This is a genomic window from Flavobacterium sp. GT3P67 (assembly GCF_004349155.1).
GTDB lineage: Bacteria > Bacteroidota > Bacteroidia > Flavobacteriales > Flavobacteriaceae > Flavobacterium > Flavobacterium ranwuense.
Window position 1 is genome coordinate 1,024,133 of sequence record NZ_SMLF01000001.1, and the last position, 25,429, is coordinate 1,049,561.

General features: G+C 33.8%; 22 protein-coding genes. 17 read left to right on the forward strand and 5 right to left on the reverse strand.

Going from position 1 to position 25,429, the window contains the following annotated elements; all coding sequences use genetic code 11:
* The first annotated feature begins 4 nt into the window (after positions 1-4).
* The 4 genes from E0H99_RS04405 (at position 5) to queA (ending at position 4,885) form a co-directional block, all read left to right on the forward strand.
* Positions 5-1,996, forward strand: a complete 1,992-nt coding sequence (locus E0H99_RS04405) for a DUF3857 domain-containing protein (RefSeq protein WP_131991535.1) — start codon at positions 5-7, stop codon at positions 1,994-1,996.
* Positions 1,997-1,998: 2 nt separating this feature from the next.
* Positions 1,999-2,325 (forward strand): nucleotide pyrophosphohydrolase, encoded by a 327-nt coding sequence (locus tag E0H99_RS04410; protein WP_035668323.1) that lies wholly within the window; start codon positions 1,999-2,001, stop codon positions 2,323-2,325.
* 113 nt (positions 2,326-2,438) lie between these two features.
* Positions 2,439-3,668 carry a 3-phosphoshikimate 1-carboxyvinyltransferase gene (gene aroA, locus E0H99_RS04415; RefSeq protein WP_131991537.1) on the forward strand — a complete coding sequence of 410 codons (1,230 nt, stop codon included), beginning with the start codon at positions 2,439-2,441 and terminating at the stop codon, positions 3,666-3,668.
* A gap of 167 nt (positions 3,669-3,835) precedes the next feature.
* Positions 3,836-4,885, forward strand: coding sequence for a tRNA preQ1(34) S-adenosylmethionine ribosyltransferase-isomerase QueA (queA, locus tag E0H99_RS04420; protein WP_131991539.1), 1,050 nt, complete (start codon positions 3,836-3,838; stop codon positions 4,883-4,885).
* 180 nt (positions 4,886-5,065) lie between these two features.
* On the opposite strand, the gene E0H99_RS04425 is transcribed toward queA, so the two are convergent.
* Positions 5,066-5,800, reverse strand: a complete 735-nt coding sequence (locus E0H99_RS04425) for an SIMPL domain-containing protein (RefSeq protein ID WP_131991541.1) — start codon at positions 5,798-5,800, stop codon at positions 5,066-5,068.
* 182 nt (positions 5,801-5,982) lie between these two features.
* On the opposite strand from E0H99_RS04425, the gene kynU reads away from it, so the two are divergent.
* From kynU to E0H99_RS04445, 4 genes are all read left to right on the forward strand, one after another.
* On the forward strand, positions 5,983-7,257 hold the full coding sequence (gene kynU, locus E0H99_RS04430; protein ID WP_131991543.1) for a kynureninase: 1,275 nt from the start codon (positions 5,983-5,985) through the stop codon (positions 7,255-7,257).
* A gap of 101 nt (positions 7,258-7,358) precedes the next feature.
* Positions 7,359-7,778: a YMGG-like glycine zipper-containing protein gene (locus E0H99_RS04435; protein ID WP_131991545.1), complete on the forward strand. Its 420-nt coding sequence runs from the start codon at positions 7,359-7,361 to the stop codon at positions 7,776-7,778.
* Positions 7,779-7,919: 141 nt separating this feature from the next.
* The gene (locus E0H99_RS04440) at positions 7,920-10,310 is read left to right on the forward strand and encodes a penicillin acylase family protein (RefSeq protein WP_131991547.1); all 2,391 of its coding nucleotides are present in this window, start codon (positions 7,920-7,922) and stop codon (positions 10,308-10,310) included.
* Between the two features lie 63 nt (positions 10,311-10,373).
* Positions 10,374-11,720: an FAD-dependent oxidoreductase gene (locus E0H99_RS04445; protein ID WP_131991549.1), complete on the forward strand. Its 1,347-nt coding sequence runs from the start codon at positions 10,374-10,376 to the stop codon at positions 11,718-11,720.
* Between the two features lie 138 nt (positions 11,721-11,858).
* On the opposite strand, the gene E0H99_RS04450 is transcribed toward E0H99_RS04445, so the two are convergent.
* Positions 11,859-13,379 carry a helicase HerA-like domain-containing protein gene (locus E0H99_RS04450; RefSeq protein WP_131991551.1) on the reverse strand — a complete coding sequence of 507 codons (1,521 nt, stop codon included), beginning with the start codon at positions 13,377-13,379 and terminating at the stop codon, positions 11,859-11,861.
* Positions 13,380-13,753: 374 nt separating this feature from the next.
* Here E0H99_RS04450 and E0H99_RS04455 point away from each other — a divergent pair, with 374 nt between their 5' ends.
* From E0H99_RS04455 to E0H99_RS04490, 7 genes are all read left to right on the forward strand, one after another.
* Positions 13,754-14,572, forward strand: coding sequence for a MotA/TolQ/ExbB proton channel family protein (locus E0H99_RS04455; RefSeq protein ID WP_131991553.1), 819 nt, complete (start codon positions 13,754-13,756; stop codon positions 14,570-14,572).
* A gap of 77 nt (positions 14,573-14,649) precedes the next feature.
* Positions 14,650-15,261: an ExbD/TolR family protein gene (locus E0H99_RS04460; protein ID WP_131991555.1), complete on the forward strand. Its 612-nt coding sequence runs from the start codon at positions 14,650-14,652 to the stop codon at positions 15,259-15,261.
* Between the two features lie 18 nt (positions 15,262-15,279).
* A complete protein-coding gene (locus E0H99_RS04465; protein ID WP_131991557.1) occupies positions 15,280-15,825 on the forward strand; it encodes an ExbD/TolR family protein in 546 nt (181 codons plus the stop codon).
* A gap of 39 nt (positions 15,826-15,864) precedes the next feature.
* Complete coding sequence (locus E0H99_RS04470) at positions 15,865-16,659, forward strand: energy transducer TonB (RefSeq protein WP_131991559.1); 795 nt, start codon at positions 15,865-15,867, stop codon at positions 16,657-16,659.
* A 233-nt stretch (positions 16,660-16,892) separates the two neighbouring features.
* Entirely contained in the window at positions 16,893-17,816 is a 924-nt protein-coding gene (locus tag E0H99_RS04480) for a PstS family phosphate ABC transporter substrate-binding protein (RefSeq protein WP_131991563.1), read from the forward strand.
* 16 nt (positions 17,817-17,832) lie between these two features.
* A complete protein-coding gene (locus E0H99_RS04485; protein WP_131991565.1) occupies positions 17,833-19,500 on the forward strand; it encodes a tetratricopeptide repeat protein in 1,668 nt (555 codons plus the stop codon).
* Between the two features lie 219 nt (positions 19,501-19,719).
* Positions 19,720-20,352, forward strand: a complete 633-nt coding sequence (locus E0H99_RS04490) for a 7-carboxy-7-deazaguanine synthase QueE (RefSeq protein ID WP_131991650.1) — start codon at positions 19,720-19,722, stop codon at positions 20,350-20,352.
* A 76-nt stretch (positions 20,353-20,428) separates the two neighbouring features.
* Here the strand turns inward: E0H99_RS04490 and E0H99_RS04495 are convergent, their stop codons facing one another.
* Together E0H99_RS04495 and E0H99_RS04500 are read right to left on the reverse strand one after the other, a co-directional pair.
* The gene (locus E0H99_RS04495) at positions 20,429-20,971 is read right to left on the reverse strand and encodes a YfiT family bacillithiol transferase (protein WP_131991567.1); all 543 of its coding nucleotides are present in this window, start codon (positions 20,969-20,971) and stop codon (positions 20,429-20,431) included.
* 16 nt (positions 20,972-20,987) lie between these two features.
* The gene (locus tag E0H99_RS04500; protein WP_131991569.1) at positions 20,988-21,704 is read right to left on the reverse strand and encodes a class I SAM-dependent methyltransferase; all 717 of its coding nucleotides are present in this window, start codon (positions 21,702-21,704) and stop codon (positions 20,988-20,990) included.
* A 92-nt stretch (positions 21,705-21,796) separates the two neighbouring features.
* Here E0H99_RS04500 and E0H99_RS04505 point away from each other — a divergent pair, with 92 nt between their 5' ends.
* Positions 21,797-22,294 (forward strand): YkgJ family cysteine cluster protein, encoded by a 498-nt coding sequence (locus tag E0H99_RS04505; protein ID WP_131991571.1) that lies wholly within the window; start codon positions 21,797-21,799, stop codon positions 22,292-22,294.
* A 90-nt stretch (positions 22,295-22,384) separates the two neighbouring features.
* Here the strand turns inward: E0H99_RS04505 and E0H99_RS04510 are convergent, their stop codons facing one another.
* Entirely contained in the window at positions 22,385-23,602 is a 1,218-nt protein-coding gene (locus E0H99_RS04510) for an exo-beta-N-acetylmuramidase NamZ domain-containing protein (protein ID WP_131991573.1), read from the reverse strand.
* A 113-nt stretch (positions 23,603-23,715) separates the two neighbouring features.
* Between E0H99_RS04510 and E0H99_RS04515 the strand changes: the two genes are divergently transcribed.
* Entirely contained in the window at positions 23,716-24,942 is a 1,227-nt protein-coding gene (locus E0H99_RS04515; RefSeq protein ID WP_131991575.1) for an ABC transporter permease, read from the forward strand.
* Positions 24,943-25,429 lie beyond the last annotated feature (487 nt).

A 25,429-nucleotide genomic window follows, 5' to 3' on the forward strand; every position in this document is an offset into this window, starting at 1 on the left:
TCATATGAAAATAATCAAAGTTATAGCTGTGTTATTGCTTTTTCTGACTATTGTGAAAACAAATGCACAAAATTCTGAATTAGGAAAAGTATCAAACAAAGAGCTCTTAGAAAGGTTTCATGCCGAAGATACAACTGCCGTTGCCTCCATTTTGTATAAAAAAGCTAGAACCATTTTTAAGTATAATTTAAATAGAGGTTTTACGGTTATTCATGAATATACTTATAGAATCAAAATATACAAAAAAGAAGGTTTAAGTTGGGCAAATTTTGAAGTCCCATATTATGTCGGTTACGAAGATATGAATGATGAATCTGTAAAATTTTCTAATGCAGTAACATATAATATTGAGAATAGTACTGTAGTAAAAACAAAGCTAAATGGCGAAGGAAGTTTCAAGAAAAATGTAAACGAATATTGGAATCAAGCAACGATATCAATGCCTAATGTTAAAGTTGGTTCCGTTATAGAGTTTAAATATGTTTTGAAATCTGAAAATATTGTAAAGTTTCCTGTTTATGATAACCAATATGATATTCCGATAAACTATTCTGAATACATTACTGAGATACCAGAATTTTTTATTTATAAGCCAATTTTGACTGGATATGTAAAAGTTAAATCGGATACGAAATTTGTCAATGGCTCTCAAAGTTTTGAAGATGAGTACAAAAGAACGGCCAATTTAAGTTATAGACAGATTAATAGTAGCTATATAACGGAAAATATACCAGGAATCAAAGAAGAAGATTATGTTGATAATATTAGAAATTATAAATCTTCTATTCAAAATGAGTTAGAAAGAACTCGTTTTCCTGAACAACCCGTCAAGGATTATTCAATAACTTGGGAAGGGGTTGCAAAAACTATTTTTGAAAATAAAAATTTTGGAAAGGAACTTAATGAACAGCTTCATCTTCTCCAAGATGTTAAATTGATACTTAAAAATGCTGTTTCTGATGACGAGAAATTAGACATCATTTTTAAATTTGTTCAAAGCAAAATGAATTGGAATAAAGAAAATGGTTATTTTACTGAAAAAGGAGTAAAACAGGCCTATCTGGACAAAACTGGAAATGTCGCTGAAATAAATTTTATATTAATAGCAATGTTAAAATTAGCGGGTATAAATGCCAATCCTGTTTTGATAAGTACTATAGAACATGGCGTTCCTGCTTTTCCTAATAGAACAGTTTTTAATTATGTAATTGTGGCAGCTGATCTTGATGGGAAACAAATTTTGTTAGATGCAACACATAAATATACTACACAGAATATTTTGCCTTTGAATGTATTGAACTGGACTGGGCGACTCCTTAAACAAGACGGAACTTCTCAAGAGATTAATCTTGTGCCAACTATGCCATCTAAAGTTAATTATACTTTGATGACAAAAATTAATAATCTCGGGCACATTACTGGTAAATTTAGAGTTCAAAAGATGGCCTATGAAGCATATAGTTTTAGAGAAAAAAATGCACAACAAAATGAAGAAAATTATCTGGAAAAAATAGAAAATAATTTGGACGGAATACTGATTAATGACTACAGTATTGGAAATAGAGATACCGATATGTCAAAACCAGTTACAGAAACTTTTACTTTTACTTCAGATAACCATTGTGAAATTATAGGAGGTAAAATGTTTATTGATCCTCTATTGTTTTTTACGTTAAAGAAAAATCCATTCGTTCAGGAGAAAAGGCAAATGCCTATTTATTTTGGGTATCCAAAGCATGAAAAATACAACATAAATATAGAAATTCCTGAGGATTATATAGTGGAATCTATTCCGAAATCAGTAAAGATAGCTTCTGAAGACAATGTGATTTTATTTGTAATTAATACTCAGGTAGAAGGGAATAAAATTCAAATCATTATTACTAAAGAAATAAATACTGCTATTATGGAAGCAGAATATTATAGTAATTTAAAAAATTTATTTCAAAAAATTATTGATAAACAAAACGAAAAAATAGTACTTAAAAAACTATAATCATGAACCTAAAAAATTCCCAACTAGACGTTGACACTTGGATCAAAGAACACGGTGTTCGTTATTTCAATGAATTGACTAATATGGCACAACTTACTGAGGAAGTAGGCGAAGTCGCCCGAATCATTGCCCGCCGTTATGGAGAACAATCCGAAAAAGAAAGCGATAAAAACAAAGATTTAGGCGAAGAATTAGCCGATGTGGTTTTTGTGGTATTGTGTTTAGCAAACCAAACTGGAATCGATTTGCAGGCTGCGTTCGACAAAAAGATGGATTTAAAATCTATTCGAGATAAGGACCGTCACAAAAACAACGAAAAACTCAAATAATTTGTGAATCATAAATTATGAATTATAAATGAGGAGTGGTAAATTGCGCACCTAAAGTATTTGAGTAGAAAGCTAAAGCTATAACTCATCATTCATAACTCATAATTACAAAAATGAATTTAAAATTAAGTACGAATTCACAATTCACAATTGACAATTCACAATTAAATATTACCGGTTCAAAAAGCGAAACCAACCGACTATTATTGTTACAAGCCTTGTTTCCAAATATTACTTTAGCCAATACATCCAACTCTGATGATAGTGAAGTAATGCAAAAAGCCTTGAAAGGAAGCGAGGAAATAGTAGATATTCATCATGCGGGAACGGCCATGCGATTTCTAACGGCTTATTTTGCAGTAAACGAAGGTCGCGAAGTAGTGTTGACTGGCTCTCAGCGAATGACGGAGCGCCCCATCAAAGTTTTGGTGGAAGCCTTGGAACAATTGGGTGCGAAAATCTCCTACGAAAAAGAAGCAGGGTATCCGCCTATTCGAATCAAAGGACAAAAAATCACAGCTTCTAAAGTTACTATTCCTGCAAATGTGAGCAGTCAATACATATCGGCATTGTTGTTAGTGGCGCCAAAACTGGAAAACGGCATTGAAATAACTTTGGTAGGTGAAATTACTTCGGTTCCTTACATTAAAATGACATTGGCTCTGTTGAATGATTTGGATATCAAAACCAGTTTTATAGGAAATGTAATTACCGTTTATCCAAAACAAGAAGTAGCATCAAAAGTAATGACCGTAGAATCCGATTGGAGTTCAGCTTCTTACTTTTTTAGTTTGGCTGCTTTAGCTGAAAATGCGAGTATTTCATTGACCAGTTATAAAGAAACCAGTTTGCAAGGTGATTCTGCTTTGGTTGAGATCTACAAAAAAATGGGTGTTGAAACTCAATTTGAAGGAAACAAAATGACCCTTACAAAAGATGTCAACTTCGTACCTCAAACTGTAAATTTCGAATTGAACAACACACCAGATATTGCCCAAACGATTGTAGTTACTTGTCTAGGATTAGGAATTGGTTGTCATCTTACAGGGCTGCATACCTTGAAGATTAAAGAAACCGATAGATTAGAAGCGCTTAGAATAGAGTTAACTAAATTAGGTGCGAATATCTCAGTTACCAATGATAGTTTGACGCTTATGGCTTCAGATAAAATCAATCATAATATCAAAATTGCTACCTATAACGATCACAGAATGGCGATGGCATTTGCACCATTAGCTTTAAAAGTGCCAATAATCATCGAAAATGCCGAAGTAGTTTCTAAATCATATCCTGATTTTTGGGAAGACATGAAAAAATTAGGATATAATGTGTCTGAGATTTAGTAAATAAAATTTTAGATAGTGCCCTTGCGCCTTTGTGGCAACGGACTTTTGAAAATAAACAGCAAAACACTTGACAACGCCTATCTCACAATCGTATATTTGCAAACGATTATAATTTATTGAGGCTTAACTCATAACTCATAATCCATAACTCATAACTTTATCAAATGAAATTATCACATTTTCAATTCGATTTACCAAAAGAACTTCTTGCCGAATATCCAGCTGAAAACAGAGACGAAGCTCGTCTAATGGTTATTGATCGTAAAAAGGGAACTATAGAACATAAAATGTTCAAAGATGTTATCGATTATTTTGATGACGGAGATGTTTTAATTCTGAATAACACCAAGGTTTTTCCAGCACGTTTGTATGGAAACAAGGAAAAAACAGGAGCAAGAATCGAAGTTTTTTTACTTAGAGAATTAAATTCTGAGCAAAGACTTTGGGATGTTTTGGTTGATCCGGCACGTAAAATCAGAATTGGTAACAAATTATATTTTGGAGATGACGACTCATTAGTTGCTGAGGTTATCGACAATACGACTTCTCGTGGAAGAACATTGCGTTTCCTTTACGACGGTTCTTATGAAGAATTCAGAAATAAATTAACGGAACTTGGAGAAACTCCAATTCCAAAATACATTTCTAGAGACGTAACTCCGGAAGATGCGGAACGTTACCAAACCATTTATGCTAAAGAAGAAGGAGCTGTTGCAGCACCAACTGCCGGTCTGCATTTTTCTAAAAATTTATTAAAAAAACTAGAGATAAAAGGAATTAAATTTGCCGAAGTAACACTTCACGTAGGTTTGGGAACTTTCAATCCAGTTGAGGTTGAGGATTTATCAAAACATAAAATGGATTCTGAGGAATTAAAAATTACTCAAGAAGCGTGTGATATTGTGAATGAAGCCAAAGCTAAAAAGAAACGTATTTGTACTGTAGGAACAACATCGATGCGTGCTGTAGAAAGTTCTGTATCTTCACATAATACATTAAATCCTTTTGATGGCTGGACAAATAAATTTGTATTTCCACCTCACGAATTTACGATTCCAACGTGTATGATTACCAATTTCCACACACCAAAATCTACTTTATTAATGATGGTTTCAGCATTTTGCGGCCATGATTTAATGAAAAAAGCGTATGCAGAAGCAATCGAAAAAGAATACAAATTCTATTCTTACGGTGACGCGATGTTAATCATCTAATCTGAATTACATCAGATTCTAAATAGCAAAATCTCGTCAGTTATGGCGAGATTTTTTTTTTGGCGTGCCCCAAGGGTCGGGCTATACGCTGTATCTTTATTTTCTTAAAGAAAGAAAATAAAGGATGCCGCTTCCATCCCTCACGCAAAACAATTTCGGGATGACTTATGATTTGTATTCCTAATTCACTTGATACACCAATCGTACCGTAATGTTAGCCGTTTTGTTTTTGGATTGTGTATTGAATGATCCTCCATAAGAAAAATCTTCAGATGAGTTTTGACCCGTAATTTGAAAAACACCCATATCTGATTTTTTTAGATTTCCTAAACTCGCATCTGCATTTTCAGCAATACTTTTTGCTCTGATACTCGCATCTTTTGTAGCTTCGGCAATCATTTTTATTTTTAACTCGGCAAGTTTTGTGTAATAATATTCAGGTGGAGTAGAATAGAATTCCACTCCCGAGTTGATTAACTCACTTGATTGTCGTGATAATTCTTCAATTTTATTTACTTCCTTAGATTGAATGCTCACGTTTTGGGTTAAGGTGAATCCACTGAAAATTTGCTGTCTTGTAGTTCCGTTTTCGTTATAGGTAGTTTCAAAATCTTTATTGAAATTCACTGCTGAAAATACCATTTCATTCGGAGCAATTCCTTTGCCGGATAAATAGCTTTTTATTTTCTCTCTGTCAGAATCCAATGCTGCGTAGGCATCTTTCAAAGTCATGCTTTTTTTAGAAAAAGAACCGCTCCAAACAATCAAATCCGACACGAAATCCTTTTTTCCGGAACCGGTCACGCTTATGGTGTCATTACTTTTATTTCGATTCTGAAAAGCATTCGAAAATAAATACGAAGAAATTATCACGGCGACAGCAATAATAATAACGTTCAAACTGTTTTTAAGCATAGCTAAGAAATTTAAATTCAATCAAATATAGTTAAATAACGAGTTGTTTTTTAATTCCGTATAGTATTCAAGAATTATTTTTTCTCACCCGGAATTTTAACTGTTTTATCTGTCGTCAATCGACTAAAAGTCTTTTATCTATCTGTCTTTTTTTACTACTTTTACAAAACAAAATACAAACCATGACATTCGAAAATACCCTTGAATTTGCAAAACAACTTGATTCGCAAGATCAATTACATAAATACCAAGATGAATTTATTTTTCCGCAGGTAAATGAAAAAAAGGTAATTTATTTCACAGGAAACTCACTAGGATTACAGCCTAAACGAACTAAATCGTATGTAGATGAGGTGATGAATGACTGGGCGAATTTGGCTGTCGAAGGTCATTTTTACAGTAAAAAACCATGGTGGGATTACCATGAACGATTTGCAAATCCGTTGAGTAAAATTGTGGGTGCTTTGCCGAGTGAAGTTACCGTGATGAATACGTTAACGGTCAATCTTCATTTGTTGATGGTTTCCTTTTACCGACCTACAAAAACCAGATATAAAATTATTTGTGAGGAAAAAGCATTTCCTTCGGACCAATATATGTTTCAAAGTCAGGTTCATTTTCATGGTTACAACCCAGAAGATGCGATTGTAGAAATCAAACGTCGCGAAGGCGAACACAACATTCGCCTAGAAGATGTTTTGGCTAAAATTGAAGAAGTAGGTGATGAGTTGGCTTTGGTTTTAATTGGTGGTGTGAACTATTACACAGGACAAGTTTTTGATATTAAAACGATAACTGAAGCTGGTCATAAAGCTGGTGCAAAAGTAGGTTGGGATTTAGCCCACGCTGCTGGAAATGTAAAATTGGAATTGCACGATTGGAATGTGGATTTTGCAGCTTGGTGCAGTTATAAATACATGAATTCTGGACCTGGAAATGCTTCAGGATGTTTCGTTCACGAAAAACATCATAACAATAACGATTTACCAAGATTTGCAGGATGGTGGGGACATAATAAAGAACGTCGTTTCAAGATGGAACCAACTTTTGATCCTGTTCATGGTGCTGATGGTTGGCAAATCAGTAATTTACCGGTACTTTCTCTGGCACCTTATTTGGCTTCAGTAGAAATGTTTGATGAAATAGGAATGGACGCTTTAATTCAAAAAAGAGATAAAATCACTTCGTATTTAGAGTTCATTCTGCACGAAATAGACAAAGAAGTCGATAGTACTTTCGAAATTATAACGCCGTCAAATCCATCAGAAAGAGCGTCACAATTATCAATGTTGCTTCATGGGGAAGGACGTAGTTTATTTGATTATCTTATGAAAAATGGTGTGATTACCGATTGGCGTGAACCCAATGTTATTCGACTAGCACCAGTTCCATTGTATTGTTCTTTTGAAGATATGTATCACTTTGGACAAATATTGAAATCTGGAATTCTAAAATAAGTCAGACGCAGAATTATATAAAGAATAGTTTAAATTGTATAAAGTTTATTGCGCAGTTTAGGTGTTCCTTTGTATAATTACAAATTATATAATTTAAAATTATGAAAGCATTATATTTTTTACTTATAGCCGCAGTTGTTGTTTCTTGTCAAAATCAAGGGAAAATGGAAATTCAAAAGGCAAAACAGGTTACTGTTGATTCGATGAAAGTTGAAATGGAGAAACAAAGAGTTATTGATTCCATGCAGGTTGAAATGGCTAAAATTCAAGAAACCAAAATAGAAACTCAAAAAGAGGTTATTGTTGTCAACCAACAAGCGGCTGCAACAACTACCACTACAACAAAAAAGAAAGGTTGGAGCGGAACCGCTAAAGGTGCTGTGATTGGCGCAGGAGTTGGTGCTGCAACAGGAGCAATCATTAGTAAGAAAAAAGTTCAAGGAGCTATAATTGGCGGTATCGCAGGCGCAGGTGTAGGTGCGGGAACTGGGGCTATTATAGACGGAAGAAAAAAGGAATAAATTTATTCGTATCATAATTGAGAGTGTTTAAGTTCGTATAGAATTTAAACACTCTTTTTGTTTAGTGCCAAAAGCCAATGAAAATAAATTGTTTTAAATAACTTTCAAATCCTATATATTTGTTTATCAATTTATTCAAATATGAAAAAATTTAAAACAGTCCTTCTGGTTTTACTTTCGTTAGTAGCAGTTTTAGCAGTAGCTTTAATTATTTATGGGTTTTATCTAAAACCAAAATATGAGGGGGAATTGCAACTGAAAAAGATTCAAAAAGAGACGACAGTTTATTTTGATGAGTTTGGCGTTCCGCATATTTATGCGACTAATTCAAAGGATGCGATGATGGCTTTGGGTTATGTTCATGCGCAAGACCGATTGTGGCAAATGGAACTAATGCGCCGTATTGCTCCGGGACGATTATCGGAGATTTTTGGTTCTGTAGCACTGAAAAATGATAAATTCTTTGCAGGACTTGGAATCCAAGAAGCATCTGCAAAAGCGATTGCAGTATTGGATAAAAACAGTCCAAGTTATCAATTGACCATAGCGTATTTGGATGGCATTAATCAATATCTGGAAGAAGGAACAACGCCAATAGAGTTTAGTTTAATCGGAGTTAAGAAAGAGAAATTTACGATTAAAGACGTTTATAATATTTTTGGTTATATGTCTTTTAATTTTGCGATGGCTCAAAAATCAGATCCGTTGTTGACTGATATTCGAAACAAATATGGAATGGAATATCTCAAGGATTTTGGGATTGATGGTTCGTTTAATACCACCCAAATTAAAAATGCCAAAGAAACACCTCAAGAATATAGCGCTATTTCAAAGTCGGTAGCCTTGCTTTTAGATCAGTCTCCAGTTTCTCCTTTTATAGGAAGTAACAGTTGGGTTATTGCTCCAAAGAAAACGAAAAATGGAAAAGTCATTTTTGCTAATGATCCACACATTGGGTTTTCGCAACCGGGAACTTGGTATGAAGCACATCTAGTGACGCCGGATTTTGAATTGTACGGTTGTTATTTGGCGGGAACTCCATATCCTTTATTGGGGCACAATCGCGAGTATGCGTATGGTTTAACTATGTTTGAGAATGATGATATTGATTTGTACCAAGAGGAGAATAATCCAAATGATGCCAATGCTTACAAGATACCAAGCGGTTTTAGTGCTTATGAGGTTCGAAAAAAAATTATAAAAGTAAAAGATTCTACGGATGTGGTTTTGAATGTAAAAATAACGCGCCACGGACCAATAGTGAATGACTTGATTGATGGTTTGCAGCAAGACAAACCTGTTGCGATGTCTTGGATTTATACGCAACAACCCATACAAATTCTTGAGGCTGTTTATGAACTTTCGCATGCTAAAAGTAAAGCCGATTTCCAAAAAGGAGTCGGTTTGATAGCGGCGCCCGGTTTAAATATAATGTATGGCGATGCCAAAGGAAATGTGGCTTGGTGGGCAACTGGAAAATTATACAAGCATAATGCGGGTGTAAACCCTAATTTTATTTTGAATGGTGCCAGTGGTAAAGATGATATTAAAGAATATCTGGATTTCTCCAAAAATCCATCGGCGGTAAATCCAAAATGGAATTATGTGTATTCTGCGAATAACCAACCGGAACCTATAGATGGATTTTTATATCCTGGCTATTACCTTCCTGAAGACAGAGCAAAAAGAATCATGCAGTTATTAAGTCCAAAATCAAATTGGGACAAAACTGCAGTAGGAGAAATGATTTTTGATAATACGTCATCAGTAGCTCCGGAAGTGGTTAAACAATTAATATCGGAAGTGAATCAAAAATCACTTTCTGAAAATGAAAAAGAAGCCTTAACTGTTTTGAAAGAATGGAAAGGTTCCAATAATCTTGCTGATGTTGCACCAACAATTTACAACAAATGGATTTTTAATTATTTGAAAAATACCTTCGAGGATGAACTGGGTGCAGTTAATTTCAAGCAATTTTTAGACACGCATATTATGAAGCAAATTATTGCAAAACAAATTAAGAATCAAGAATCACTTTGGTGGGATAATATAAGTACTAAAAATGTAAAAGAAACCAGAAGTAATATTATATCAAAATCGTTTAAAGAGTCAATTGTAGCTTTAGAAAAACAATTGGGAACTTCGGTTTCTGATTGGACTTGGAATAAGGTTCACACGGTAGAACACCAGCATCCATTAGGGAAAGTGGCAGCATTAAGAAGAATTTTCAATGTAGGGCCTTTTGAAGTTTCAGGTTCCACCGAAGTCATTAATAATTTGTTTTTTGATTTTACGGATGATGGAAATTATATTGTAAAAGGAGGCCCGTCAACGAGAAGGATTATTGATTTTTCGGATATAGAAAACAGTTGGAGCATTCTTCCAACTGGACAATCAGGGAATCCGTTAAGTGCGCATTACAGTGATCAAGCGGAGTTGTATAATTCTGGAAAATTTAGAAGAATGAAGCTGAACAGGGATGAGATTGTTAGAACTTCAACAAAATTGGTTTTTATTCCACGTAAAAATTAATAGTTTTTAAAGTTCTTAGTCTAATAAAATCAGTAATTTTGCCTAACTTTTTATAAAAAATTAATGCAAATTTCCAAAAAAATAGCGGTTGTAGGTTCAGGATTAGTTGGATCTCTATTAGCTATTTACCTTCGTAAAGCAGGTCATACTGTTCATGTTTTCGATAGAAGCCCAGATATTAGACAAATTCAGTTTTCCGGCCGTTCTATTAATTTAGCCATGTCTAACCGAGGCTGGAAAGCACTTGATGGTGTGGGAGTGGGTGACGCCGTGCGAGCCATTGCAATTCCAATGGACAAACGTGCCATTCATCTTGTTGACAAACTTAATTTTCAAAATTACGGACAAGAAGGCGAATCTATTTACTCGATTTCAAGAGGGACTTTGAATAGAAAAATGATCGATTTGGCGGAAGCTGCAGGAGCTGAATTCTTTTTCGAACATAAAATATGGGATGTAACTTTAGATGATGCTACTTTGCACATCGGTGAAACCGAAAGAGGTGCTTGGGAGGACAAAAAATATGATATGGTTTTTGGTGCCGATGGTGCTTTTTCCAGAATCCGCCATCGCATGCAGCGTCAAAGCATGTTTGATTATTCGCAAGAATTTTTACCTATTGGATATAAGGAATTAAACATTCCTGCAAACTCGGATGCAACCCATAAATTAGACAAAAATTCGTTTCATATTTGGCCACGAGGGGAATATATGTTGATTGCTTTACCCAATTTAGACGGTAGTTTTACATGTACTTTATTCATGCCTTTTGAAGGAGAAAATTCTTTTGCTTCTTTGAAAGATCAAAAAGAGGTGGAAGCTTTTTTTGAGAAAAACTTACCGGATACCATTGATGTTATTCCAAAATTGACGGAAGATTTTTTCAAAAATCCAACAAGTACTTTAGTGACGATGAAATGTTTTCCTTGGACTTACGAAGATAAAATTGCTTTAATTGGTGACGCTTGTCATGCAATTGTTCCATTTTACGGACAAGGAATGAATGCGGGCTTTGAAGACATTTCGATTCTTTATGAAATGATTGAAAAGTATGGAGATGATTGGAAAACGATTTTCTCTGAATATCAAAAATCCCGTAAACCAAATGCAGATGCCATTGCAGAACTTTCCTATCGCAATTTTATGGAAATGAGTTCTAAAACGGCTGATGAAAAATTCCTATTACAAAAGAAAATCGAAAAATCATTCTCAGATAAATACCCGGAAAAATGGATTCCGCTTTATAGCAGAGTAACCTTTAGTGATCGTCCTTACGCCGAAGCTTTGGCTATTGGGGATTATCAAAATGCTATTATGGAAGAAGTTTTGAAAATGGAAAACATCGAGAATATTTGGGATAGCGAAGTGGTAGAAAAGAAAATTTTAGAGTTGTTGGGTGAGAAGGTGTGAAAAGTGAGTAGTGAAAAGTGAATAGAATTTACGGCAATAATTTTTCAATATTTACAGGAATTACAAAAAGACATTGATTTGTTTCAGTATTTTCAAAGATAAATGGTATAACTTTTCACTACTCACTTTTTACACTCTTCATTTCTTAAACATTTTTGTTAAAACGCCAAAAGCACCTCTTATAAAAGTAGCACTTGTGAGTACTTTCAAAACTGATTTCCCTACTACACTAGCTGTACTTGGGCCTTTACTTTCTTCTTTTTCAGATGTTTTTTCCTGTTCTTGTTCTGCTGCTTCCTGTTCGACAATGGCAATTTTTTTATTCAGCATTTCATAAGCACTTTCACGGTCAATAAGTTCACTATATTTTTTTACCAGTTTTGATTTGTTATTGATTTCCTGAATTTCACTTTCGGTCAAAATATCCATTCTACTCATAGGCGCACGCATCATCGTTGCTGCAAGTGGTGTTGGAATTCCTTTTTCGTTCAGAGCTGTAACGAGAGCTTCTCCAATTCCAAGACTTGTCAAAACTTCATCAGTTTTGTAATAGTCAGAAGTAGGGTAGTTGTCAGCAGTTTGTTTGATGGCTTTCCGGTCATTTGCTGTAAAAGCCCTCAAAGCATGTTGGATTTTTAAGCCTAATTGCGCCAAAACACCACTTGGGATGTCCATTGGGTTTTGTGTGATGAAGTAAATTCCGATTCCCTTAGAACGAATCAGTTTTACAATCGTTTCTATTTGTTCTAATAATGTGTTGCTTGCTTCATTGAAAATCAAATGAGCTTCATCGATAAAAATAATTAATTCTGGTTGATCCGAATCTCCTTTTTCAGGCATTTGTTGGTAAATTTCGGCCAGTAAACTCAGCATAAATGTCGAAAATAATTTTGGTTTGTCTTGAATGTCAGTCAATCGTAAGATATTGATGTATCCTTTTCCATTTTCATCAATGCGCATTAAATCTTCTACGTCAAAAGACATTTCTCCAAAAAACAAATCAGCTCCTTGTTGTTCTAATTCTATAATTTTTCTAAGAATTGTGCCTGTTGTTGAAGTAGAAATCTTGCCATAGTGTTCCTCAATTTCGTCTTTTCCTTCTTCGGTGATGTAATTTATTATTTTTTTGATGTCTTTTAAATCTAATAAAGGCATTTTATTGTCATCGCAATATTTAAAGATAACAGAAACGACACCAGCTTGAGTATCATTTAAGTTAAGGATTCTAGAAAACAAAACCGGTCCAAACTCAGAGATAGTAGCGCGAAGACGAACTCCATTTTGTTCAGACAAAGTCAATAATTCAACCGGAAAACGGGATGTTGTATAAGGGATGTTTATTTTAGCGTGTCGTTCAGTTATAAATTGTTTCTCTTCGCCTTCTTTGGCTATTCCACTAAAATCACCTTTTATGTCCATCATTAATACAGGGATTCCAAAGGATGATAATTGTTCAGAAAGTACTTGGATCGTTTTGGTTTTTCCGGTTCCGGTGGCTCCAGCAATTAATCCATGACGATTTAAGGTTTTTAGCGGTATTTTTACAGGCACATTGGGCAAAGCTTCACCGTCTAATATTGCTCCGCCAAGAGTGATGCTTTCTCCTTTAGAGCTATATCCGTCTGTAATTTGCTGTATGAAATCTTCTTTTCGGCTCATAATAGGTTTAGATTTAAATCATTTGCAAGGTATTATTTTTTTTATAAAACCTGAAATTTTAGTGTATACTGCAGTTTTCCTGCTTTTTTACTGTTAATAATATAAAATATTAATTTTGATTAAAAAGAGGTTGTTGTTGAAATATTACGTTAATAATTCTTAAAAAAATACGTTATTTATTGTGATAAAGTAAATTTACTTGAATTTTTTGATATAAATGCAACGTTGTGAATTGTAAATGTATTTTTGAAATAAATTTAATTATAATAAAATTAAAAAAAGTTTTTTTATTTAAACTAAAAATATAAATTTGCTCCACTACAAGTTTATTATAACTAAAGATAAATTATTTAAAACTATTAAAATTAAAAAAAATGGCAAACGTTAAAAAACAAAACGATTCAAAAGGAGGAGGAATGATTTCAGGAATCATTATTGTAGCATGTGTTTTTGTTGGATGGTTAATATGGCAATTTATAATGGGTAATGGCGCAAATTTTGAAGGCGGTGTTAATACAGGTCACCCATTACCAGGAAATATGTTAGCAATGGTATATAAAGGAGGACCGATTGTACCAATTTTGTTAGGATGTCTTTTGATGGTGGTTGTGTTCTCATTTGAACGTTATGCTGTGATCTCAAAAGCAGCTGGTACAGGAAATCTTGATAAATTCATGACAAGTGTGCAAAAAGATATTAAAGAAGGTGATATTGAAGGAGCGATTGCTGCATGTGACAAACAAAAAGGATCTGTTGCAAATCCAATAAAATCTGCTTTATTGAAATACCAAGAAGTTAAAAAAGAAGGTTTAGATAGCGAAGCTGCTGCTGAAACTATTCACAAAGAAATAGAAGAGGTTACTTCATTAGAAATGCCAATGTTAGAGAAGCACATGACTATTCTTTCTACAATGGTATCATTAGGTACACTTGCAGGTTTGTTAGGAACGGTAACTGGTATGATTAAAGCATTTAGTGCATTGTCTGCTGCTGGTACTCCGGATCAAGCTGCACTTGCAAATGGTATTTCTGAAGCATTGATTAATACAGCTACAGGTATTGCTACTTCAGCTTTAGCAATTATTGCTTACAACTTTTTTACTTCTAAAATTGATACTTTGACTTACTCTATTGACGAGGCTGGTAATACAATTGTAAATACTTACAGACACTACAGAAGTACAAAAAAATAATTAATAATTTAATTTGCAGGGAAATAGACGTCTGGATTACAGATCCTATTTTCTTGTAAGTATAAAAAAATATATTAATGGCTATAAAAATGCAAAAAAAAGCAGGGTCTACTGATATGACTGCTATGTGTGATGTGGCTTTTCTTTTGTTGTCGTTCTTTGTAATGACAGCAACAGCTAAGATACCGGAAGCACTTCCAGTAGATACGCCTGCGTCAACAGTTCAATCAAAGTTGCCAGATGATAATTTAGCTACTATAACTATTGGAAAAGGAAAAGTTTTCTTTGACTTAAAGGGTAGAGAAGTTAGAAAAAAGGCACTTGAGTTAATGGGTCAAAAGTACGGAATTGCATTTACTGAAGAAGAATCTGCAAAATTTGCTTTAATGGAAGGTATTGGAGTTCCAATTGCGAATCTTAAGCAACTAATTGCAATGAAGACTGCAGAAAGAAGTAAGCCAGGTTTACAGCCAGGTGTGCCTAAAGATTCATTGGATAATCAATTGCATGAGTGGATATACAATTCTCGTATTGCAAATATTGATGTTAATGACAAAGAATTGCAACTTTCTATTAAAGGTGATGCAAAAGAAGAATATCCTGCAATTAAAAAGGTTATGGATATTTTACAAGACCAGAAAATCAATAACTTCTTTCTAGTTACAGGTTTGAGAGCAACAGAAAAATAATTAAAAAAATACACTAAAATGGCTGAATTAAATACCGGCGACGGTGGAGGCAAAAAAGGTGGAAAAGTAAGAAGTAAAAAGGCAAACTCAAAAGTAGATTTAACTGCTATGGTGGATTTGGCATTCTTATTGATTACATTCTTTATGCTTACGACTACGTTGTCTAAACCACAATCGATGCCTTTGGGTTTGCCTGATAAAGAAGATGATCCTACTGATAAACCAATCAAGGTTGATGAAAATCGTACATTAACGGTTTTACTGGGAGACAATGATAAGATAGTATATTATATGGGTTTATTAGCAACTCCAATTGCTGGTCCAAAAGATATTTCTTATGGTAAAGAAGGTATTCGTAAAGAATTATTGAAAAGAAAAAAATCAGTAGTTGAATACACTGGGAACAAAGACAAAGGTTTAATTGTAATTATCAAACCAAGTAAGAAATCAAATTACCGTAATTTAGTAGATATACTAGACGAGATGGCTATTGTAGGAGTACCTTCAAATGCAATTGTAAATGATTTTTCTCCAGAGGAACTAAAATTGTTAGAAGGTAAATAAGATTTTCATATTTACTCTATAACCTAATAATTAAGAAAAATGAAATTAGATATATTCACAAACCAATGGCTTGATATTGTATTCGAAGGTCGTAATAAAGCTTATGGAGCTTACGAGCTAAGAAAATCAAATACCAAGACTAACATTAAAGCTCTTATCATTGGTGCATTTGTTTTTGCTTTTGCAGTTGGTGCCCCGCTTATTTTAAATTTGCTACCGGATTCTTCGGATGCTGATGAGACTTTAGATACTAAAATTGTTAGTATTAAATTACCACCTAAGGAAGAAATAAAAAAAGATGTTCCGCCGCCGCCGCCGCCGCCGCCAAAAGTGGATCAGGTAAAATTTGTTAAACCAGTAGTTGCAAAAGCGGAAGAAGTTACTGAAGAGCCGCCTAAAACTATCGAAATTAAAGATAAAAAATTAGGTGCAGAAACTATAAAAGGAGATCCAGATGCTGTTTTAACTGTTGAACCGGTTGGTACTGGAACTGCAGCTGTAGTAGAAGAAGTTGATGACCAAATTTATAATACTGCTGGTATTGAGGTTAAACCTGATTTTCCGGGAGGAATTGAGAAGTTTTACAAATTTGTTGGTAATAACTATCAAACTCCAGAAGAAGAAGGATTGAAAGGTAAAGTTTATGTTACTTTTGTAGTTGAAAAGGACGGTACTTTGACTGATATTAAAGTAATTAGGGATATCGGTTACGGAACAGGAAAAGAAGCGATCCGTGTTTTGAAAAAATCTCCTAGATGGTCTCCAGGAATTCAAAATGGTAAACCAGTAAGGGTTCTTTATTCTCTTCCAATTACTATTCAATCTGCAGAATAATGTTAAATAACATACTTAGTAATATTAAGAAGAAATCGCTTAAAGAGCGATTTCTTCTTGTTTTAGGAATTTTGTTTTTTCTGATTTACCTTGTTTTAGGTTTATTTATTATCTTTATGAAGAATTTTCCACTAGTAATGGAACCTACTTATAGGATTGCTTTCGGGGCTTTACTTATTGTATATGCTTCCTTTAGATTCTTTCGAATTATTAATGATAATAATAACTAGATCATGAAAAATTATTCTAAACTTCCGTATTTTATTTTGTTTTCAGTAATAATATTGGTGTTTGCTTGTAATCAAACGAATAATAAAAAAGGCAATGAAACCATACTGAAAGGGTCAACTACAATTTATGTAGATGAGACTTTAGCTCCTATTGTTGAAGATCAAGTTGCCGTGTTTGAAAATGAATATGAGGCTAAAGTAAAACTTATTGCTAAATCTGAATCTGAGACGGTTAATTCTTTATTTAATGAAAAAGCTGCTATTGCCATTTTATCTAGAAATTTGACAACTGAAGAATTGAAAATTTTCAAGCAAAGAAAAATTAATCCAAAAATAACTGTTTTTGCTACAGATGCTGTAGCTTTTATCTCTAATAAAAACAATAAAGATACTCTTGTAGCGTTAAAAGATGTTATTAGTTTTATGCAAGGTAGACCAGTAGCATCAATTAAAGGATTGGTTTTCGATAATCTAAATTCTAGTACAGTACGTTATATGAATTCTTTGGCAGGAATAAACGCTATCCCTGAAAAGGGTGTTTTCTCCTTTAAATCTAATGATGAAGTTATAAAATATGTTTCAGAAAATGATGGTATGATTGGAGTAGTGGGTGTTAATTGGCTTTCACAACCGCTTCCAGCAATGCAGAAATATGTTGATAATGTTAATACTTTAGGTGTAAAAGGACTTAATAGTGATGGCTATTATATTCCCTCACAAAATAATATAGCAGAAAAAAAATATCCTTTGGCACGTGATTTGTATATAATCAATTGTCAAGGTTTTTCTGGATTAGGAATGGGCTTCGCTTCATTTGTTGCTGGAGATGTCGGACAAAGAATAATTTTAAAATCTGGATTATTACCAGTTCGTATTCCCACAAGGAAGTTTACGATAATTGGTAAAAACGAAAATGATAAAAAATAAATTAATTACAATCAAAATGAATAAATTAAAAATTTTTAGTGTTGCATTGGTGGCTTCCGCTTTTGCGAGTCAAGCACAAGATATTAATCAGGCAAAAAAGGCTATCGATGCAGAGCAATTTGAAAGTGCTAAATCGATATTGAAATCGATTATCAAAACAAAACCAAGTAATGGTGCAGCTTTCTTTACTTTAGGGAATGTGTATCTTACACAAAGTGTAGAAGATTCTGCAAAAATTTATTTTCAAAATGGATTAAATGCATCTGAAGGGGCTAATTTAAATTACATCGGTTTAGGCCAAATGGATTTAGATAAAAACGATGTAACAGCTGCTGAAGCAAAATTTGTGCTGGCAACTAAAGACATGCGAAGAAAAGATTTTGAAGAGTATGTTTACCAAGCAAGAGCATATATGAATGCTGAAAAACCTGATTACAAAAAGGCAATTGCAGTTTTGAGCCGTGCTGTGATAAACAATCCTCAAGATGCTCAATTGCAACTTGCATTAGGAGACGCTTATTATGGTGATGGTAAACAAAATGAAGCTTATGTAGCTTACGGAAGGGCTTTTCAAGCAGATAATACTTTGCTAAGAGCTAAAATGCAATTGGGTGTTTTGTTGAAAGGTGCTAAATCTTATGACGAAGCTTTAAAAGCATATAATGAAGTTATTGCAATAAATCCTAATTATGGACCAGTTTATAGAGAATTAGCTGAAACGTATTATAAAATTGCACGTAACAAACCTTCTCAAGCTGCTGCAAACTATAAAACGGCGATAGGATATTATGATAAATACATGTCTTTAACAGATTATTCTATTCACTCAAGAATGCGTCGTGCCGATTTTCTTATCTTAATTGAAGATTATGTAGCTCTTGAAGCCGAGGCTAACAAGATGATAGAATTAGATAAAGTTAATCCAAGAATCTATCGTTATTTAGGATATGCTGCTTATAAAAATGGTAATGTTGATGTGGCTATTAAATCATTGGAAAGTTTTATCACTTCTCCTGGAAATAAAGCCATCGCTTTAGATTATTTATATTTAGGTTTAACTAAAGTAAAAAAAGGCACTAGTGCTGATGAATTATCAATTGATCCTGTTGCTTTTAACGCTGGTTTAGTAGATATTAAAAAGGCAGTTGAAATGGAGCCGTTGGCAGTTCAAGATTTAAGTGAAGTTGGTAAAAAATTATTTACACAAAAACTTTACAAAGAAGCTGCTTCAATTTTTGAATTTGGATCTAATGTTATAGATTCAAAAACATATCTTGATGATAATGTTTATTATGGTTTATCAAATTATTATGCTAATAATAGTAAAGATGTAAAACCAGACGTTGTTGCTTTACAAAAAGCAGATGCTGCTTTCGAAAAAGTATTAGTGGCATCGCCAACATATCATGAAGCATATCTTTACAGAGCAAGAACAAATAGATTGCTTGAAAAAGATGATGTTATGACTAAAAATTATGAAGAGTATGTAGCTAAAGTTACTGCTTTAGGTGCAGAAGAAACTGCAAAACCTGCGGTTAAAGCTAAAATCATTGAGTCATACAATAATATTGCTGCAAGTTATGCTAATACTGATAAAGCAAAAGCGATGGAGTATTTCAGAAAAACATTAGCGCTTGACCCAGCTAATGCTTATGCAACTGAATCATTGAAAACATTGAAATAAGATAATTGTTTCTTACATATTAAACCGATAGTTTTTTAACTATCGGTTTTTTGTTTTTAGAGACATTCTAAATTTTAATTTTAAAAATAATGAAGTTGGGTTTTTTTGTAGAATTATTATAATTCGTAAATTTCTGTTTTTTAAAGTTTATTGTTTTAGTTCCTATTTTCAAATTGTCTCATTTTCAAATTAACTATCTTTGCACTTTAAAATTAAATGATGTTATCAAAAGAAATACAATTAGAAGTTAATAAAGGAGCTATGCTGCCATTGATGGAGGAATTTTATACCATTCAAGGGGAAGGATTTCATACAGGAACTGCTGCATACTTTATTAGAATTGGTGGATGTGATGTGGGTTGTCATTGGTGTGATGTTAAGGAAAGCTGGAATGCTGAATTACATCCTCCAACAGGAATCGATTTAATAGTTACAAATGCAAGCAAATACTCAGAAACTGTTGTTGTTACGGGTGGTGAGCCTTTAATGTGGGATATGAATTTGCTGACGCAAAAGTTAAAAGAAAATAATAGAAAAGTTCATATTGAGACTTCAGGAGCGTATCCGCTTACAGGAAATTGGGATTGGATTTGTTTGTCTCCAAAAAAAAATAAATTGCCTACGCAAACTGTTTATGATAATGCACATGAGTTGAAAGTTATCATTTATAACAAACATGATTTTATTTTTGCCGAAGAGCAAGCTGAAAAAGTGAATGACAATGCTATTTTATTCCTGCAACCTGAATGGAGTAAAAAAGAAGAAATGACTCCGCTGATTGTAGATTATGTGATGAACAATCCAAAATGGCGCGTTTCTTTGCAAACACATAAATATTTGAATATTCCTTAAAACTTAAAAGATCCCAAATGCAAACTAAGCTGTATTTGGGATTTTTTATTAATTGAAAAATAGTTTAAACGTTCAATCACCAACCCTTTTGTTTTTTTAATGCTGTGATATGTGCTAAGTGATGGTTCCCATGCCAAGCATAAGTTCCTATTATTTCCTTAATTTTAAATTCCTTGTTGTTTTCAGGGTTAATAAAGGATTTTTCTAAATCAGCTTCCGATAGACTATTCATTAAATAAGCCAAGCGAAAGTGCAGACCTTCCAGAAAAGAAAGAGTAGGCTCGATAGGCATTGTTAAATTATCGTGTAATTCAGCCCAACGATCTTCATGATAGAATTTTATTGTTGGATTATCTTCGGTCAGCGCCCATTTGATTCTGATGAAACAATTCATGTGACTGTCGGCACAATGATGAATTACTTGGCGAATAGTCCAGCCATCTTGCCGATATGGTGCTTCGAGTTGTTCCTCGGTTAAATGAAGCACTTCTTTTTTCAAGCGTTCTGGGAAACTGGCAATTTCTGCTATTTTATTAGTTAGATATTCGCTAGAATAGATTTCTGGGGGGATAAATTTCCCGATAGGATAACGTAATTTTTCTAATGCTGAGTTTTCCATACTATTATGTGTTCTTTTAAATCGAAAGCTTCGCTAAATAGTCATAATGTTCCCCTTCTAGAATTAACTCGCTTTGTAATCCATTGGCGAAAGCCGCATTTTGCAAAGTGTTATAATCCAAGTAGAGCCAAGGAAATTGGTCTTCTTTTTCATTTTTATAACGTATAGTGAAAGTCAATTCACCATAATATCCGTTAGTTGGAATCCATTTCCCACCATCTTCGTCATTATCAAACATATAAATGATATCCGAAGAATCAATAAGAATTTGTCCGTTTAGGTTTAGCAAGCTTCTTAGTTTCTGTAAAAATTTTGTTGTTTCTTTTAGTGTTCCAAAAATACCCGTACCATTCATTAATAATAAAATGGTGTCAAATTTATTTTCAGGATTATCAGAATCCATCTCAAGAATGTTTTGAACTTGAGCATTTTTTAAACCTCGTAATTTACAGGCTTCAATTGCATTCTGAGAAATATCAATCGAATGAACATCAAGATTCCTTTCGTTTTGTAAATACAAACTATGACTTCCTGCGCCACAACCTACATCCAGAATTTTTCCCTTCGCAAATTGTAAGGCGTGTTGTTCCAGTTTTGGCATTTCATTATAAGAACGAAATAGATATTCAACACTCATTTCATCCTCTTCAGAAATAGAGGTTTCCGTGATTAAATCTTCCGGGGAATTATTTGTTTGAAAATCGAGTATGGCTTTGCCAAAAAGGTCTTTCATTATAGTGATGTGTTAATTTAGTTATTTGTTGATTTGTTTTAAGTAATTTCGCAGAATGTTTTATCGAATAACCGAAAAAACAAATCTAACGAATGAACACTATTTTAAACAATCTTCCTAAAGAAGCCAAAGATAAGCATATCGAAAATAAAAAGTATTTTGATAAGCTGAAAAAGAAGACGCCAAAGAATTTGGATTACGTAATGCAGGATTTGCATGACGCCGAATTCAAGAAAACGGATTGTTTAAAGTGTGCGAACTGTTGCAAAACGACAGGTCCATTATTTACGGATGCGGATATTGAGCGTGTTTCAAAATATTTACGTCAAAAACCGCAACAATTTATCGAGCAATATCTTCGCATTGACGAAGACAGGGATTATGTGTTGCAAAGTGTGCCATGTACTTTTCTGGATAATGAAAATGCATGCATGATTTATGATGTTCGCCCAAAAGCGTGCAGAGAATTCCCGCATACGGATAGAAAAAAGTTTCAACAAATCACGGACTTAACCCTGAAAAACGTTGTTATTTGCCCGGCAGCTTTTAATATTGTGGAGGAAATGAAGAAGAAATTACCTCTTTTTTAGTCAGAAAGTTTTAAAGTCGTAAAGAGAATAGCTTGAAAGTTGAATCCGATTTTCAAGTGACTTTAGGACTTTTGACTTTAAAACTTTCGACTAATATATTAAATATTTCGATCTCATTTCTTTAAACTCTATTAACCCTTTCTTCCAACTTTCTCTTATTTCTGTTTCCGAAGTCCCGGCTTCGATTTGCTGTTGCAATTTTTTAGTTCCTGCAAGTTTTGTAAAAAAAGGATTGAAGAATTTTGATTTGTCAGTTGTGGTCTGATAGGCTTTAATCAACCATTTTAATTCTAGCTTATTTACTCTTGTCTGTATAGATAAATCTTCTCCATAACATTTGATGCCATTGTAAACTGGATTTTGAGCGCCGAAATTTGGTTTCGGAGTAAAACTGAAACTGTTTTTCGGTAAATATGGAGAGCCATAAATTTGAAATTGTTTTTCAGTTCCTCTTCCTACGCTTGCATTCGTACCTTCAAAAAGACATAAACTTGCATATAAATTTACGGCTTGATCATTCGGAAGATTCGGTGAAGGTTTTACGGGTAAGCTATATTTCATTTTCCGGTTGTAATTGATACAAGGAATAACGGTCAGTTTACATTGAACTTTATTCTTTAACCATTTTTCACCATTTATCATTTGTGCATATTCGCCAATTGTCATTCCATGAAGCAAAGGAATTGGATGCATGCCCACAAAACTGGTGAACTCTTTTTCTAGAACAGGTCCGTCAATAATATTTATGTTAGGGTTCGGTCGGTCAAGAAGTATAAGCGGAATGTTATTTTCGGCGCATGCTTCCATTATATAATGTAACGAAGAAATATAAGTGTAAAATCGAGCGCCCACATCTTGCAAATCAAAAACCATAATGTCAATTCCAGCTAATTGCTCGGGTTTCGGTTTTTTATTGTCGCCGTATAGTGAAATAATTGAAAGTCCGGTTTTAGAATCTTTCCCGTCAACCACATGTTCGCCTGCATCTGCAGTTCCCCGAAAACCGTGCTCAGGCGCAAATATTTTTTGGACAGCAATGTTTTTTTCTAATAGAAAATCTACTAAATGTGTTTTATTAGATAGAATACCGGTTTGATTGGTCACAATTCCAATTTTCTGATCCTTTAATAATGATAGATAAGCAGTATGATTATCTGCTCCAGTTTTTATTTCTGTTTTCGGATTGTCTTCTGCTTTTTCTAAATCAGATTTTGCATTTTCCCTTACATCCGTTTTTTTCGCAGAACAGGAAGTTGAAATAATGGTGAAAAATATAAAACTAAACGATATTTTGAGAAATGGAATCATAATAGAGGTTCAAATAAAATTAATGGCAATTAGTGTAATTCGTGTTTTAGCTGTATTTTTGGCTTTAGCAACGCAAACTGGCGAAGCAAATCCCAATTAGAAATACAATCAAATTGAATTTAGAATATTTCATAGCCAAACGACTCATAACTGCTAAAGATTATAAAAGTAGCATATCTGCTCCAATTATAAAAATTGCAATCTCGGCAATTGCCATCGGTATGATTATGATGATTGTTTCAGTCGCAACCGGAATTGGATTGCAGCAAAAAATCCGAGAAAAAGTTTCCGCTTTCAACGGACATATCATTATTTCGAATTACGACAACAATCAATCGGAAGTTACGCTGATGCCTATTTCTAAAAAACAGGATTTTTATCCAAAGTTCACATCTGTTTCTGGAGTTAGCCATATTCAAGCTATTGCCAGTAAAGCGGGAATTATTAGAACCGAAACCGCTTTCGAAGGAATTATCTTCAAAGGAGTGGGGAGTGATTATAAGTGGGATAATATAAAGGAGTACATAGTTCAAGGGAGAATTCCAAATGTCAACGGGGATTTAAATGAAGAAGTTGTGATTTCTCAGTTTATTGCAAATAGATTAAATTTGAAAGTGGGTGACGCTTTCAATACTTTCTTCATGAAAGAAAAAGGGTATAATCTAAGGAATTTTGATGTTGTTGGAATTTTTAATTCTGGTTTTCAAGAATTCGACGCTACCTATATATTAGGAGATATTCGCCACATGCAGCGTATCAATAAATGGGCTCCAGATCAAATCGGAGCTTTCGAAGTTTTTGTAGACGATTTTAATACTATAGAATCTACTGGAGAGCTGGTCTATGCGCAAACGGTATCAACATTAGACACCAATACTATAATCGAGAAATACAGCTATATATTCGAATGGCTTCAACTATTTGATTTCAACATCATCGTTATATTAGTAGTCATGATTCTTGTCGCTACAATCAATATGGTAGTGGCGCTATTAGTGCTGATTCTTGAGCGAACACAAATGATAGGAATTCTGAAGGCTTTAGGGGCTAATAATTGGTCAGTCCGAAAAGTATTTCTTTACAATGCCTTCTACCTTATAGTAAGAGGATTGTTCTGGGGAAATCTAATAGGCATCTCATTATTGTTAATCCAACAACAGTTCGGTATAATTCAACTTCCTCCTGAGAACTATTACGTCAATCAGGCGCCAGTATACTTAAATTGGGGATACATACTTTTATTGAATCTGCTCACTGTGACCGTTTGTTTCTTGGTATTACTTATTCCGTCCTATATAATAACTAAAATTTCTCCAGTCAAAGCCATTCGTTTCGATTAGAAATTTACTTTGTGCGTTCCACCTTATATAAAGAGAGGCAATTATCTTAGCGGTTAGTTGCCTCTTTTTATATAAGGAGTCGGGATATACGCTACAAGTCCTCGCAAAACTTCATTTCATTACGTTTCGCTGTGGGCTTTTCTCTATTATCCCTAACGCGGGTTATGGTAAACCAGAGCTTTTTGTTATTTCGACGTATATTTTGTTACCTTATATATAGGAGTGAATAGAAAAAGTGTGTTTATGACTATATAAGGTATGGTATAAAATCTTTTAACTTGTTGCGCTCTTTTGATTGTATACTGTCAACGGAAGATGTTTTTTAGCGCGAGAGCTGTAGTGATCAGCTGGAAAAAAGACGACAAAGCGAGAATTCATCAAGATTATTATAATTAAAGAAATGCAGTTGAAAGTTCCCTATCCGCATGTGGATTGGCGTTTTTGAAGTGCAAATTGCTTTAAGGGGGGATAAATGTCAGTTTAGAGG